We start from the raw sequence: 13,579 nt of genomic DNA, 5'->3' as shown, positions 1-13,579 counted from the left end.
CGGCGTGTGACAGCATCGGCCCGTCCACGGACGCGGGGGAGGCATCGCCATGGACGACATCGCACGTACACCGTTGGTGACTTGGTCCACAATGGCCGGCACGGTCGCGGCCATCGCCGTCGGCGCCTTCTTCGGGGCCCGCGGGCTCGCCGTGGCCCGGCAGACCGGCTTCGCCGACCTGACCCAGGGCTTCCCGTTCGGGCCGGCGGAGTTCACCGTCACGCTTGTCGCACTGGCCGGCGGCGCGCTCCTCGCCGTCGTGCTGGCCGGCGTCGCCGCGTTCGGCCGGCTGCCCGGCTGGCCGGTCGCCGCGGCCGGCCTGGCGCTCGACTACCTGGCCGGCGAGCTGGCCTTCGACCACGGAGTCGGGCTGGTGCCCCGCCAGTCGCCCACCACCGGGCAGGTGCTGACCGTGCTGGCCGGCGCCCTCGGCGCCGGGCTGGTGCTGGGCGGGGCGCTGCTGGCGCTGTCCCGGCCCGCCCGGTCGCTGCGCTGGCCCCTCGCCGCCGGGCTGGCCGCCGGCCTCGTGCTGCACTCCGCCGTCGAGGACCTGCTCCGCCAGGCGGCGGGGGTGGGCTACCCGGACGGCGGCCGCGTGTGGCCGGCCCAGGTCGGGGTGACCATGCTGGTCGTGGTCGTCGCCGCGGTGCTCGCCCACCGCGACCGGCCCGGCCCGGGCGCGCCCTCCGGTCGGCCGTGGATCGGCCCGCTGGTGGCGACCGCCGTCGCGGCGCTGGTCACCCTCGGCGGGCTGGTGATCCGCTGGTGGGTGGTCGACGTGTTCCGGATCAGCCAGGACGGCCTGGTCGGGCCGCGCCGGGAGCAGTTCGTCGAATCCTTCGCCTACTTCTCGCCGGTGGCCGTCGCCACCGTGGCCGCGCTGGTGCTGCTCGGCTACGCGTACCGGGCCGGTCGGGCGGTGGCCGCCCGCTGGGTGGTGCTCGGCTTCGCCGCGGGTCCGCTCCTGCTCGTCGGACTGCGGCTCACCTTCGCCGGCGACCCGGCGCAGGCCTCCCTGGTCGCGCTGGTCGGCCTGGCGGCGGTCACCGCGGGCGCGGCGCTGGCCCGCTTCACACCGAACCTGCTGCCCTGGGACGCGGCCGGCCTGCTGCTGGCCGCGCTGGCGATGCCGCTCGCCGCACCGGTCGTCCGCGCCGAGCTGCCGGCCACCGGGCAGGTGCCGTCGCTGCTCTCGGCGATCGGGCTCGGCCTGGCCGTCGGCTTCGGCCTGGCGCTCGCCGCCACCACCGGCGCCACCACCCCCGGCGCGACCGTCCCGGGCGCGACCGTCTCTGGCGGTGGCGTGGCGGGCGGTGGCGTGGAGGAGTCGGGGCGGGTGGCGGGGGTGCTGGCGCTCGGGATGGCCGCGCTGGTGCTCTCCGCCCTCGCGTTGGCCCCGCCGCTGCTCCGCGGCTTGAGCACCGACCGGGGCGAGCCGCCACTGACGATTCCGGTGCTCACCGGGGTGGCCGCGCTGGTCCTGGTGCTGCTCTTCGGCTTCGGCCGGGCAATCGACCGCATCCGCCGCGATCTGCGCGCCGAGGCCGCCCTGGTCGCCGCCCAGGCCCCGCCCTCGCCACCCACCGCCCCGGCCACGGCTCCGCCCTCGGCATCCGCCGCGCCGGCTCCGGCCGGCGTCGGGCAGTCTTCGGGTCCGGAGACCGCAGCTCCGGTGGGACCAGGTGCGGACGCGGCCGGGGATCCCGCGCCGGGTCCGGGTCCTGCCGGGGAATCCCCGCCCGGTTCCGGCGCTGCCGGACAGGCGGAGCGGGAAGAACCGCGCGCCGACTGACGCGCCGAACCGAACCGGTCGGCGAAACCCGCCGGCACCCGTCGAGATCTTGGAAGGAAACCGCCCCTCCAGGGGCGCTCAGCTTCCAACATCTCCCTGATCGCGGGCGTCGTCCCTGCGGGGCGGGCGGGTCAGAGCAGGGAGTCGCGCCACTGGCGGTGCAGGGCGGCGTACCGGCCGCCGGCGGCGGCCAGCTCGGTCGGGGATCCGTCCTCCACGATCCGCCCGTCGTCGAGGACGAGCACCCGGTCGGCGGTCTCCACGGTGGAGAGGCGGTGCGCGATCACCAGCGCGGTGCGGTCCCGCAGGACGCTGCGCAGGGCCCGCTGCACCATGCGCTCGGTGGGCACGTCCAGCGACGAGGTGGCCTCGTCGAGGATCAGGACCCGAGGGTCGGCCAGGAACGCCCGGGCGAACGCGACGAGCTGCCGCTGCCCGGCGGAGAGGCGGCCGCCGCGCCGGTGCACGTCGGTGGCGTACCCGTCGGGGAGCGCGGCGATGAAGTCGTGCGCGCCGATGGCGCGGGCGGCGGCCTCCACGGTCGCGTCGTCGGCGTCCGGGCGGCCGAACCGGATGTTCTCGGCTACCGAGCCGCTGAACAGGTGGTTCTCCTGGGTGACCAGCACCACCGCCCGGCGCAGTTCGGCGTCCGCGAGGTGGCGCAGGTCCACCCCGTCGAGGCTGACGGTGCCGGACGCCGGGTCGTGGAACCGGGCCAGCAGCTTGGCGATGGTGGACTTGCCGGCGCCGGTCGGCCCGATCAGCGCGACGGTCTGCCCGGCCGGCACGGTCAGCTCCAGCCCGGACAGGATCGGCGCCTCGGGCCGGTAGCCGAAGTGGACGCAGCGGAACACCACCGCTCCCCGCCCCGGGCCGGCGGGCAGCGGCACCGGTCGCGCGGGCTCGGCCACGGCCGGCCGCTCGTCGAGCACCCCGGCCAGCTTCTCCAGCGCGGCGGTGGCCGACTGCAGCGCGTTGTAGAACTGGCTCAGCTCCTCCATCGGCTCGAAGAACCGGCGCAGGTAGAGCAGGAACGCGGCGAGCACCCCGACCTCGGTCCGCCCGCCCAGCACCCGCCAGCCGCCGTAGCCGAGCACCGCCGCGGCGGTGAGGTTGCCGATCAGCCGGATGCCCGGCGAGTAGACCGCGATCAGCCGGAACGCGCGCAGGCTGGCCTGCCGGTAGTCGTCGTTCACCGCCGCGAAGATGCGCTGGTTGCGGGGCTCCCGCCGGTAGGCCTGCACCGCCCGGATCCCGCGCAGCGACTCGACGAAGTGCACGATGACCAGCGCCACCGCCTCCCGGGTCCGCCGATACGCCCCGGCGGAGGCACGGGCGAACCAGCGGGACAGCCAGAACAGGAACGGGAAGGCGAGCAGGGTGACCGCGGCCAGCGGCAGGTCCAGCCAGAGCAGGATGCCCGCCACGGACAGCACCGACAGCGCGGCCATCACCAGCTTGTCGATCCCGCCGTCGACGAGTTCGGCGATCGAGTCCAGGTCGCTGGTCAGCCGGGACACCATCCGGCCCGAGGTGTAGCGCTCGTGGAAGCCGACGTCGAGGCGGAGGAAGTGGCCGTACACCCGTTTGCGGAGGTCGAGCAGGACGGCCTGGCCGATCCGGGCGGCGAGGGCGAGGAAGGCGCGCCGGGTCGCGTACTCGGTGGCGGTGGCGACGACGAACGCGGCGGCGACGGCGACCAGCGGGCCGGGGTCGCCGGCCCGCAGCGGCCCGATGCCCCGGTCGATGCCGAGCATCACCAGGTACGGGCCGGCCATCGCGGCGGCGTTCTGGGCCAGCAGCAGGGACACCGCCAGCCCGAGCCGGGCCCGGTGCGGGCGGAGCAGGTCGCGGATCAGGGCTCGGCTGCGGGTCCGGAGCCGGGCCACCGCCTCCGGCGACGAGTCCTCGGCCCGGCTGCGGTCGGCGTCGGGGTCGGTGGCCCGCCCGCGCCACCGGGACAGGTCGAGGTCGGGGTCGCCGCGCTGCCGGGCCCGGTCGGGGTCGGGGTCGCCGCGCTGCCGGGCCCGGTCGGGGGCGCCCCGCTGCTGGGGTATCCGGGGTGGGCCGGCGGCCCCCGTCACGACCGCACCAGGCCGACGCCGTCCGCCTGCCGCTCCGGCGCGGCCGAGAGCACCGCCCGGTAGGCCGGGACCTCGGCGAGCAGCTCGCTGTGGGTGCCCACGGCGACGATCCGGCCGCCGTCGAGCAGGGCCACCCGGTCGGCGAGTGCCACCGTGGACGGCCGGTGCACCACCAGCAGCGCCGTGGTGTCCCGCAGCACCCGGCGCAGGGCCGCCTCGACCAGGGCCTCGGTGTGCACGTCGAGCGCGGAGAGCGGGTCGTCGAGCACGAGCAGCGCGGGCCGGCCGAGCACCGCCCGGGCCAGCGCCAGCCGCTGCCGTTGCCCGCCGGAGAGGGAGAGCCCCTGCTCGCCGACGCGGGTGGCCAGCCCCCACGGCAGGTCGTACGCGAATTCGGCCTGGGCCAGCGCGAGCGCGGCCCGGACCTCCTCCTCGCCGGCCTCCGGCCGGCCCAGCGTCAGGTTCTCCCAGACCGACATGGAGAACAGGGTCGGCTCCTCGAAGGCCACCCCGACCAGCCGGCGCAGCGAGCCGAGCCGCAGGTCGCGCAGGTCGTGCCCGTCCAGCGTGACCCGGCCGCCGGTCACCTCGTGCAGCCGGGGGACCAGGGACAGCAGTGTGCTCTTGCCGCAGCCGGTCGCACCCACGAGGGCCAGCGTCTCACCGGGCTCCACGGTCAGCTCGATCTCGCGGAGCACCGGCGCCGGGCTGCCGGGGTAGCGAAAGCTCACCCGCTCGAAGCGGAGCCGGCCGCGCACCTCGGTGCGGTCCAGCGCGCGGGCGTGCGGAGCGTCGACGATGGACGGCCGGGTGTCCCGCACTTCCTGGATCCGGTCGGCGGCGGTCGCCGCCTCCTGCCCGTTCGCGATGATCCAGCCGAGCGACTGCACCGGCCACACCAGCATGAGCTGGAGGCTGACGAAGGCGACCAGCTCGCCGATGCTGAGCGTGCCCCGGGCGACGGCGGCGGCGCCGGCCACCAGCACCACCGCGAGGGTCAGGTTGGGCACCAGGTCGAACAGGGCGGAGGTGCGGGCCAGCAGGCGGGCCTTGCCGATCCCGGTGTCGTGCAGGCGGCGGGCGCCGGTGGCGAACCGGGCGGCCAGTTCGGGCCCCCGCCCGTACGCCCGCATGGTGCGCAGGCCCTGCGCGGTCTCCTCGACCAGCGTGGCCACGTCGCCCTGCTGGTCCTGCATGCGGCGGGACGCCGCGTGGTAGTGCCGGGCGAACCGGCGGCTGATCAGGAACAGCGGGATGGCGCTGGCGCCCACCAGCAGGCCGAGCCAGGGGTGCAGCCGGATCAGCAGCACCACCACGGCGGCGTAGGTGATCAGGTTGAGCACCAGGAAGAGCAGGCCGAAGGAGAGGAACCGGCGGATCACCGACAGGTCGCTGGTGATCCGGGAGAGCAGCTGGCCGGACTGCCACCGGTCGTGGAAGTCGGTCGGGAGGCGTTGCAGGTGGGCGTAGATGTCGGCGCGGATGGCCGCCTCCATGCCGACCGAGGAGGAGGACTGGGCCCACCTCCGGATGAAGATCAGCACCGCCTCGGCCAGGCCGAGCAGCAGGGCGAGGGCGCCGAGCCGGAGCAGCCCGGCCTCGTCGTGCCGGGCCACCGGCCCGTCCACCACCCGCTGCACGACCAGGGGCACGGCGAGGCTGGCCGCCGTGGCGGTCAGCGCGGCGAGCAGCAGCCAGGCGAACTCGGCCGCGTGGGGGCGCAGGTAGGGCCGCAGTCGCCAGAGGTTGCGCAGCGGGTGGGGACGGGCGTCGGGACACGCCACGTGGTTGCCGTCGCTCTGCGCAGGCACTACCCGACGGTAGCGTCAGGGGGCGACATCACCGCTGTCAGCTAGCCGTCACCCGTCCCTCATGCCCGAGAAGCCACTTCTTCACGTCCAGCCCCCAGCGGTAGCCGCCGAGCGTGCCGTCGGTGCGCAGCACCCGGTGACAGGGCACGAAGAGCGCGGCGGCGTTGCGGGCACAGGCCGCCGCGGCGGCACGGACCGCCGCCGGCCGCCCGGCCAGGGCCGCGAAACCGGTGTACGTCACGGGGTCGCCCGGCTTGACCTCCCGCAACACCTGCCAGGCGTGGGCCATGAAGGCGCCGCCGGTCTGCTGCGCGACCGGGACGGTGTCGATCGCGGTCAGGTCCCCGGCCAGGTAGGCGCGGACCGCCGCGGTCACCGGGCCGAGGTCGGCCCGCTCGCGCAGCGCGCCGCGCAGTCCGGGATGGACCAGGGGTACGAGGGCCGCCGGGTCGGCGGTGAAGCCGGCCGCGCGTACCGCCCCGTCGGGGCCGGCGAGCACGCTCAGCGGGCCGGCGGGGGTGTCGATGACGGTGCTGTCCAGTGTGGTCATGCCGCTCTCCAGAGTCGGATCACCGCGTACGACCGCCAGGGGCGCCAGCGGTCCGCGTACGCGTTCAGGGTCTTCGGGTCGTCGGGCAGGCCGAGCGCGGCGGCGCCCCGGCGTACGCCCAGGTCGGTGGGGAGGAGGACGTCGGGGTCGCCGAGCGCCCGCATGGCCACGTAGCCCGCGGTCCACGGCCCGACCCCGGGCAGCGCGGTGAGCCGCCGCACCGCGTCCTCCCGGTCCCCACCCGGTGCCAGGTCCAGGTCCCCGTCGGCGACGGCACGCGCCACCGCGCGGATCGTCTCCCGCCGCGCCCCCGGCATCCGGAACGCGCTGTCCGCCGCCCCGAGCACCTCCTCGGCGCTGGGAAACGCCCGCAGGCCCCGTGGCCGGTCGTCGGCGGCGTCGCCGTCGACCTCGTCCGCGGGTGGCGCCGCGGTGGCCGCCAGGAGGTGGGTGAGGGTGGTCCTGGCCGAGCGGAGGGAGATCTGCTGGGTGGTGACGGCGCGGACGGCCATCTCGAAGCCGTCCACGGCGTGCGGGAGGCGGACGCCGGGTTCGGCGGCCACCGCCGGGGCCAGGGCCGGGTCCGCCGCCAGGGTGGCGTCGACCGCGGCCGGGTCGGCGTCCAGGTCGAGCAGCCGCCGGCAGCGGGCCACGGCCGGTGCCAGGTCGCGCATGTCGGCCAGCCGCAGGGTGGCGGCCACGTGCCCGTCGGCCGGGGCCAGCGACACGGTGCCGGGCCCGTGCGGCAGGCGCAACCCCCGGTGGTACGCCCCGTCGCGGACCTCCTCGACGCCGGGCAGCGCGCGCAGCGCCAGGAAGTCCAGCAGCGCCCCCACGTGCAACGGCGGCCGGTACGCGAGCCGCAGCGTGATGGTGCCCGCCCCGCCGACCGCCCGCCGGCCGCCCCGGCTCACCCGCAGCTCGGACGGGGTGGCCCCGTACACCTCGCGGACGGTGTCGTTGAACTGCCGGACGCTGCCGAACCCGGCGGCGAACGCCACCTCGGCCAGGCCGAGCCCGGTGGTCTCGATGAGGATGCGGGCGGTCTGTGCCCGCTGCGCCCGGGCCAGCGCCAGCGGCCCGGCGCCCAGTTCGGCCCGGAGCATCCGGTGCAGGTGCCGCTCGGTGTAGCCGAGCCGCGCCGCCAGCCCCGGCACGCCGTCCCGGTCGACCACCCCGTCGGCGATCAGTCGCATCGCCCGCCCGACCACGTCGGCCCGGACGTCCCACTGCGGGGAGCCCGGGGCGGCGTCGGGGCGGCAGCGGCGGCAGGCCCGCAGCCCGGCGCCCTGCGCGGCGGCGGCCGACGGGAAGAACCGGACGTTCTGCCGCTTCGGCGTCGTCGCCGGGCAGGACGGCCGGCAGTAGATCCCGGTCGACGTCACGCCGGTGTAGAACCAGCCGTCGAACCGCTGGTCGCGGCTGTCGACGGCCCGGTAGCACCGCTCGAAGTCGAGTTCCATGACACCGATCCTGCCTCGCAGGTCGGGCCACCGGCTGGCGGGATTCGGACGCGGCCGTGCGCGCGCTCGAAACCGGGCTCCGGGAGGGGTCGCGCGGCCGCCTCCCGCCGCCGTGCCACCGGTGAGTGGAACGCCATGGAGGCCACCGGGGCCGGGACACCTCCATGGCGTTCCACCCGTCGCGGTCGACCCGCCCGGCCGCCGCCTGCCGGGGCGGTGACGGCGCCCGCCGGGCCGTCGGGGTCAGCGGCGCGGGCTGGGGGACGCGGTGGGCAGGGGGCCCGGGGCGCCGCCCGGTGCCGCGGGGGAGGGGACCGCGGTGGGCTCGCCCGGCCGGCTCGGGCTCGGCACCGGGCGGCCCGGGCGGCCCGGCGGCGAGGCGCTGGGCACGGGCCCGGCCGTCGGGTCACCGGGCGGGCCCGGCACGCCGGTGGGCGACGGGACCACGGTGGGTCCGGCGGGGGAGGGGGACGGACGCACCGTGGGTACGGCCGGGGACGGGGACGGGCCCGCTGGGGTCGGGGGCGCCGACGGCGCGGCCGGGCGGGGAGCGTCCGCGCCGCCGGCCGCCAGCGCGATCGGCGCGCCGATCAGCACGGCGGCCACCACGCCCGCCACGCCGAGCGTCACCGTGGTCCGCCGGCGGTTCCGGAACCGGCGCTCCGCCGGGGTCAACTGGTCCTGCACTCTGGGTGCCTCCTCGGCAAGGTCGGAGAGGGTGGCGCGGATGAGGTCCTCGAAGGGCGTGGTCACCGCCGTACCTCCAGGAGTTCGACGTCCGGCATGAGCTGGCGCAGCCGGGTCACCGCCCGGTGGGTCCGGCTGCGCACCGTGCCGACCGTGCATCCCAGCGCCTCGGCGACCTGGGTCTCGGTGAGGTCCTCGTAGTAGCGCAGGACCAGCACCGTGCGCTGGGCCGGCGGCAGCAGCCGCAGCGCCGCCCGCATCGCCAGGCGTACGTCGGTGCCGCCGCTGGGGTCCGGCTGGACCGCCTCGGCGGCCCCGGTGAGCGCCGTCTCCCGGCGTCGCCGCAGCCGCCGCCACCAGCTCACCTGCTCCCGGTACATGACCGTGCGGAGGTAGCCCTCCGGGTCGGCGTGCCGGAGCGTCCGCCACCTCGGGATGGTCTTGGCCAGCGCCGACTGGAACAGGTCCTCGGCCGCATGCCGGTCGCCGGTGAGCAGGTACGCGACCCGCATCAGCGCCGGCGTGCGGCTGGTCACGAACTCGGCCAGCCGGGCCCGGTCGTCCTCGTCCACCCACCCTCCCGCTCGTCGTCGTCACCAATACAGACGCCCCAGCTCACGCCAGCTATCCCTGGCGTGGCAACGGATCCCGGCGACGAAAGTGTCGGTAGTGGTCGGTACGGTCGCGCCACCAACTCAAGAAAAGGTGCGGGGCATGGCGAGCGTGGCCGGGCGGGGTGTCCGCTGATGCGGTCGGGGCGGGCACGGCTGGACGCGGCGGTGGTGCAGGGCTTCTACGACCGGATGCGGGTGGTGGCCCCGGCCGCGTACGGGGCGATCGAGCGGGACCGGGCCGACGACCCGGGGCGGGCCTTCGCCGACACCGCGTGCGGTCGGCTGGTCAGCTCCCTCGACGCGCCCGGGCTCCGCGCGCTCGGCATGTGGGCCCACCACTGGTGCATGCGCTTCTACGACGACGACACGCGTGTCGGCCTGCGGCTGGTCCGGGAGCTCGCCGGCCGGGCCGGGCTGGGCTGGACGGTCGACGAGGTGCGCTGGCTGCTGGACCAGTCGCACGCGGCCGTGCCGTCCGCGGCGCACCGGTTCACCCTGCCGCTCGCGGCGGCGGCGGAGCTGCCGCCCGGGGCGTTGCCCGAGGGCGTGGCCGCCGACGTCCCGCTCGACGACTGGCGCCGCCTGCGCGCCGGCTGACGGGGGCCTCCACCGGGCGAGGCCGCTCCGGTGAGCTGGCCGGGCAGTGCCGGCTGGCCGCCCCGCTCGCCCGGCGTGGTCCGTCCGGGGAGCTGGCCGAGCACCATGGCGGCGACGGCCACCGCGAAGCCGGCGAGCTGGGTCGGGTCGAGCGCCTGGCCGAGCACCAGCCAGCCGAGGGTCGCGGCGGTCAACGGGCTGAGCGCGCCGAGCACCGACACCCGGGTGACCGGCAGCCGGGCCGCGCCCCGGAACCACAGCGCGTACGCCAGCGCGGTGCCGACCAGCCCGAGCCAGGCGTACCCGAGCAGGGCCGGCCCGTCCGGCGTGGGCGGCGCGCCCTCGACGGCGGCGGCGACCGGCACGATCAGCAGGCCGCCGGCGACGAGCTGCCAGCTGGTCGCGGCGAGGGTGCCCACCCCGGGCGGCCGGCCCCAGCGGCGGGTGAGCACCAGGCCGGCGGCCATGGCCGCGGTGCCGGCCAGGCCGGCGGCGACGCCCAGCGGGTCGAGGCCGGCGCCCGGCCGCAGCACCACGAGGGCGACCCCGGCCGGGGCGGCCAGCGCGGCGAGCAGCGCCGGCCGGCCGGGCCGGTCCCGGAGCAGGGCGACGGTGAGCGCGGCGACCAGCAGTGGCTGGGCGGCCCCGAGCACGGCCGCGGTGCCGCCGGGCAGCCGGTACGCGGCGACGAAGAGCAGTGGGAAGAACGCGCCGATGTTGAGCGCGCCGAGCAGGGCGGCGCGCCCCCACCAGACGCCGCGCGGCAGCCGGCGGGTCAGCGCGAGCAGCAGGAGGCCGGCCGGCAGGGCGCGGATCGCGCCGGACCAGAGCGGCCGGCCGGCGGGCAGCAGCTCGGCCGTGACCAGGTAGGTGGTGCCCCAGACGGTCGGGGCGACGGCGGTGAGCGCGATGTCGGTCCAGCGGCGGGTCACGACCGACCTCCTTTCCTCGATGCTAAGTAGCTTAGCGCTAAGCTAGTCAGTGCCGAGTAAAAGCGGAAGTGCGAGGTGGGGCACAATCGACAGCCGTGGCAACCGACGACGTGGACCTGATCGTCGAGCAGTGGCGCCGGGAGCGGGCCGGCATGCGGCCCGAGCCGATGGCCGTCTTCGGCCGCATCTACCGGCTGGCCCGGCTGGTCGGCGACCGCCAGGAGAAGGTGTACGCCGGCTGGGGCATCGGCCGGGGCGACTTCGACGTGCTCGCCGCGCTGCGCCGGTCCGGCGCGCCGTACACCCTGGCGCCGAAGGCGCTCGCGGCCGCGCTGATGCTCACCTCCGGCGGGATGACCGGCCGGCTCGACCGGCTGGAGCGGGCCGGGCTGGTCCGGCGCTCGCCCGACCCGGCCGACCGGCGGGCGCTGCGGGTCAGTCTCACCGACGCCGGCCGCCGGGTGGTCGAGGAGTCGGCCGAGGCCGGGCTGGAGGTGCAGCGGCAGTTCCTCGACGCGCTGCCCCCCGCCGACCAGGACCGGCTGGCCGATCTGCTGCGCACATTGCTCGCCGCGGTCGAGGCGGAGCCGGCGGATCGGGCAGGATGATCTCCATCAGCACCGACCGGAAGGACGGCCATGCCCGCCAGTGAACCGACCATCGTCGCCACCAGCATGGGTTTCTTCAGCCGGCACCGCGGCCCGTGGGACGCCCGGCCCAGCCAGCTCTTCGACCTGATGGCCGAGTTGGCGCAGGCCGGCGAGGCGCCCCGGATCTGCTACCTCAACCAGGCGGTCGGCGACCAGCCCACCTCGTTCACCGTCTTCTACGGCGCGTTCGCCGGCACCCGGTTCCGCCCCTCCCACCTGGCGCTCTACCCGATGCCCAACGTCGAGGACATCCGCGCCCACCTGCTCGCCCAGGACATCATCTGGGTCGGCGGCGGCAGCGTGGCCAACCTCTGCGCGGTGTGGCGGGTGCACGGCCTGCCGGACATCCTGCGCGAGTGCTGGGAGGCCGGCGTGGTGCTGGGCGGGGTCTCCGCCGGGTCGATCTGCTGGCACCTCGGTGGCGCCACCGACAGCTACGGCCCCACCCTGCGCCCCTTCACCGACGGGCTCGGCTGGCTCCCGTACGGCAACGGCGTGCACTACGACAGCGAGGACCAGCGCCGGCCGCTCATGCACCGGCTCGTCGCCGACGGCACGCTGCCGACCAGCCACTGCACGGACGACGGGGTCGGGCTGATCTACCGGGGCACGCGGCTGGCCGAGGCCGTGGCCGACCGGGAGGGCGTGGCCGCGTACGAGCTGGCCCGCGCCGAGGACGGCACCGTGCGGGAGACCCGGATCGAGCCCCGGCTGCTGCCCGCCGGGCCCGCCTGACCGGTTCCCGCCGCCAACCGCGTAAGCTGGCTCGTCGTGAGTCTCACCATCGGCATCGTCGGCCTGCCCAACGTGGGCAAGAGCACCCTGTTCAACGCGCTGACCAAGAACGACGTGCTCGCGGCGAACTACCCGTTCGCCACCATCGAGCCGAACGTCGGCGTGGTCGGGCTCCCCGACGAGCGGCTGGCTACGCTCGCCGAGATCTTCTCCTCGCAGAAGGTGCTGCCGGCGCCGGTCTCGTTCGTCGACATCGCCGGCCTGGTCCGGGGCGCCTCCAAGGGGCAGGGCCGGGGCAACGCGTTCCTGGCCAACATCCGCGACGCCTCGGCGATCTGCCAGGTCGTGCGGGCCTTCTCCGACCCGAACGTGGTGCACGTCGACGGCAAGGTCTCCCCGGCCGACGACATCGAGACGATCAACACCGAGCTGATCCTGGCTGACATCCAGACGCTGGAGAAGGCGCTGCCCCGGCTGGAGAAGGAGGCCAAGCTCCGCAAGGACCGGGCCGCCGCCGTCGAGGCCGCCAAGAAGGCCGTCGAGGTCCTCGACGGCGGCACCACCCTGTACGCGGGCGCCGCCGCCGCCAAGATCGAGCTGGAACACCTGCGCGAGCTGCACCTGCTCACCACGAAGCCGTTCCTCTACGTCTTCAACGTCGACGAGGCCGAGCTGGGCAACGCCGAGTTCCTCGACGAGCTGCGCGGCCTGGTCGCCCCGGCCGAGGCGGTCTTCATGGACGCCAAGATCGAGTCCGAGCTGGTGGACCTGCCCGAGGAGGAGGCCCGCGAGCTGCTGGAGTCGATCGGGCAGTCCGAGCCGGGGCTGGACCAGCTCGTCCGGGTGGGCTTCCGCACGCTGGGGCTCCAGACGTACCTGACGGCCGGCCCGAAGGAGGCGCGGGCCTGGACCGTCCCGGTCGGCGCCACCGCGCCGGAGGCCGCCGGGGTCATCCACAGCGACTTCCAGCGCGGCTTCATCAAGGCCGAGGTGGTCTCCTACGCCGACCTGGTCGAGGCCGGATCCATGGCGGCGGCGAAGGCCGCCGGCAAGGTCCGGATCGAGGGCAAGGAGTACGTCATGCAGGACGGCGACGTGGTGGAGTTCCGCTTCAACGTCTGAAACCGGCCCATCTCCGCAGGTCAGGCCGTCCTGACAGGCGTCGGCTAGTCTGTGGCCGATCTTGGAGAGGGTGGGCGATGCGCCGCTGGCTTGTGACGCCTGCTGTCGTGGTTCTCGGGTTGATCCCCGCCGGGTGCGGCACATCATCCGTGGGTGCCCCGGACCCGGTCGACAACACAGCGCAGGTCTGTGGCGACTTCCGCACGGTCTTCGACCGTTACTCGAACGGCGATTCCCCGGAGCGGCTCGCCTACGTGCAGGCGGTGCAGGCGGACTACGCGGGCAACGGGAAGCCAGGCGCGGCAAGCGCGGCGAAGGTGGCCTACTTTCAGGCGTGGGCTCGTGACCTCCGTCCGGTCGCCGTCCACGCGAGTAGCCGGGAGCTGGAAGCAGCTCTGAGCCGGGCAGCCGATGCCCTCGACGCGGTCGCTGATGGGCGGGCATCGGCCACGGCGGAATTGACCAACACCTGGCAGCCGCTCCTCGACACCTGCCCGGAGTCGTCACCCGGTGTCTCACCCACCCGGTAGACGCACCGCCTG

At 75.9% G+C, this 13,579-nt stretch carries 12 protein-coding genes and 1 pseudogene; 6 read left to right on the top strand and 7 right to left on the bottom strand.

Features of this window, described 5'->3' with window-relative positions; genetic code table 11:
• Positions 1-76 precede the first annotated feature (76 nt).
• Positions 77-1,792, top strand: a complete 1,716-nt coding sequence (locus tag ABZS80_RS14980; protein ID WP_355056223.1) for a hypothetical protein — start codon at positions 77-79, stop codon at positions 1,790-1,792.
• Between the two features lie 131 nt (positions 1,793-1,923).
• Here ABZS80_RS14980 and ABZS80_RS14975 read toward each other — a convergent pair whose 3' ends face one another.
• From ABZS80_RS14975 to ABZS80_RS14950, 6 genes are all read right to left on the bottom strand, one after another.
• A complete protein-coding gene (locus ABZS80_RS14975; protein WP_355056222.1) occupies positions 1,924-3,876 on the bottom strand; it encodes an ABC transporter ATP-binding protein in 1,953 nt (650 codons plus the stop codon).
• Complete coding sequence (locus tag ABZS80_RS14970) at positions 3,873-5,687, bottom strand: ABC transporter ATP-binding protein (RefSeq protein ID WP_355056221.1); 1,815 nt, start codon at positions 5,685-5,687, stop codon at positions 3,873-3,875. Before ABZS80_RS14970 ends, ABZS80_RS14975 begins: the two co-directional genes overlap by 4 nt.
• 37 nt (positions 5,688-5,724) lie before the next feature.
• Positions 5,725-6,237, bottom strand: a complete 513-nt coding sequence (locus tag ABZS80_RS14965; RefSeq protein WP_355056220.1) for a methylated-DNA--[protein]-cysteine S-methyltransferase — start codon at positions 6,235-6,237, stop codon at positions 5,725-5,727.
• A complete protein-coding gene (locus tag ABZS80_RS14960) occupies positions 6,234-7,700 on the bottom strand; it encodes an AlkA N-terminal domain-containing protein (protein WP_355056219.1) in 1,467 nt (488 codons plus the stop codon). Before ABZS80_RS14960 ends, ABZS80_RS14965 begins: the two co-directional genes overlap by 4 nt.
• 243 nt (positions 7,701-7,943) lie before the next feature.
• Positions 7,944-8,453, bottom strand: coding sequence for a hypothetical protein (locus ABZS80_RS14955; protein WP_355056218.1), 510 nt, complete (start codon positions 8,451-8,453; stop codon positions 7,944-7,946).
• Positions 8,450-8,959: a SigE family RNA polymerase sigma factor gene (locus tag ABZS80_RS14950; RefSeq protein ID WP_355056217.1), complete on the bottom strand. Its 510-nt coding sequence runs from the start codon at positions 8,957-8,959 to the stop codon at positions 8,450-8,452. Before ABZS80_RS14950 ends, ABZS80_RS14955 begins: the two co-directional genes overlap by 4 nt.
• A 174-nt stretch (positions 8,960-9,133) precedes the next feature.
• On the opposite strand from ABZS80_RS14950, the gene ABZS80_RS14945 reads away from it, so the two are divergent.
• Complete coding sequence (locus ABZS80_RS14945; protein WP_355056216.1) at positions 9,134-9,598, top strand: hypothetical protein; 465 nt, start codon at positions 9,134-9,136, stop codon at positions 9,596-9,598.
• A gap of 158 nt (positions 9,599-9,756) precedes the next feature.
• Here ABZS80_RS14945 and ABZS80_RS14940 read toward each other — a convergent pair.
• Positions 9,757-10,530 (bottom strand): annotated as a pseudogene (locus ABZS80_RS14940) (EamA family transporter); the annotation flags it as partial.
• Between the two features lie 95 nt (positions 10,531-10,625).
• Between ABZS80_RS14940 and ABZS80_RS14935 the strand changes: the two are divergent.
• From ABZS80_RS14935 to ABZS80_RS14920, 4 genes are all read left to right on the top strand, one after another.
• Positions 10,626-11,138 carry a MarR family transcriptional regulator gene (locus ABZS80_RS14935; protein WP_355056215.1) on the top strand — a complete coding sequence of 171 codons (513 nt, stop codon included), beginning with the start codon at positions 10,626-10,628 and terminating at the stop codon, positions 11,136-11,138.
• Between the two features lie 30 nt (positions 11,139-11,168).
• Positions 11,169-11,915, top strand: coding sequence for a peptidase E (locus ABZS80_RS14930; protein WP_355056214.1), 747 nt, complete (start codon positions 11,169-11,171; stop codon positions 11,913-11,915).
• A 36-nt stretch (positions 11,916-11,951) separates the two neighbouring features.
• Positions 11,952-13,037, top strand: a complete 1,086-nt coding sequence (ychF, locus tag ABZS80_RS14925) for a redox-regulated ATPase YchF (RefSeq protein ID WP_151462104.1) — start codon at positions 11,952-11,954, stop codon at positions 13,035-13,037.
• Between the two features lie 77 nt (positions 13,038-13,114).
• Positions 13,115-13,567: a hypothetical protein gene (locus tag ABZS80_RS14920; RefSeq protein ID WP_355056213.1), complete on the top strand. Its 453-nt coding sequence runs from the start codon at positions 13,115-13,117 to the stop codon at positions 13,565-13,567.
• Positions 13,568-13,579 lie beyond the last annotated feature (12 nt).

Source organism: Micromonospora sp. NPDC005305 (assembly GCF_040607315.1).
Classification (GTDB): domain Bacteria; phylum Actinomycetota; class Actinomycetes; order Mycobacteriales; family Micromonosporaceae; genus Micromonospora.
Note: the sequence above shows the minus strand (reverse complement) of the source record. Positions and strands in the feature narration are given on the sequence as shown.